Annotated in this window: 1 pseudogene; it reads left to right on the top strand. The window is 65.1% G+C overall.

Annotation, left to right across the window (positions count from 1 at the left end):
• Positions 1–275, top strand: a pseudogene (locus tag HU806_RS26320) (hypothetical protein); the annotation flags it as partial.

Raw genomic sequence — 275 nt, 5'->3', positions numbered from 1 at the left:
GACCGTGGTGATTCCGGATTACGGTATCCAGCCCGGCGACCAAGTCAGCGTGACCTGGACCGGGGCGGCCGGCACCGCCCCGGGCGGGTCTCACCCCACGCCGGTGCAAGTACTACCAAGTAGCCGGGAAATAACTATTCCGGTGTCGGTGATCGCCTACAACTTGGGCAAGTCGGTGACGGTCACCTACACCGTCACGCGCAGTAGCGGAACGAAGCCGCCGTCCACTGCCTTAACGGTGGCAGTGCAGGCGATGCCCGCCGAGGCGCTGATGC

Source organism: Pseudomonas sp. SWRI154 (assembly GCF_014268645.1).
Lineage (GTDB): Bacteria > Pseudomonadota > Gammaproteobacteria > Pseudomonadales > Pseudomonadaceae > Aquipseudomonas > Aquipseudomonas marvdashtae.
Note: the sequence above shows the minus strand (reverse complement) of the source record. Positions and strands in the feature narration are given on the sequence as shown.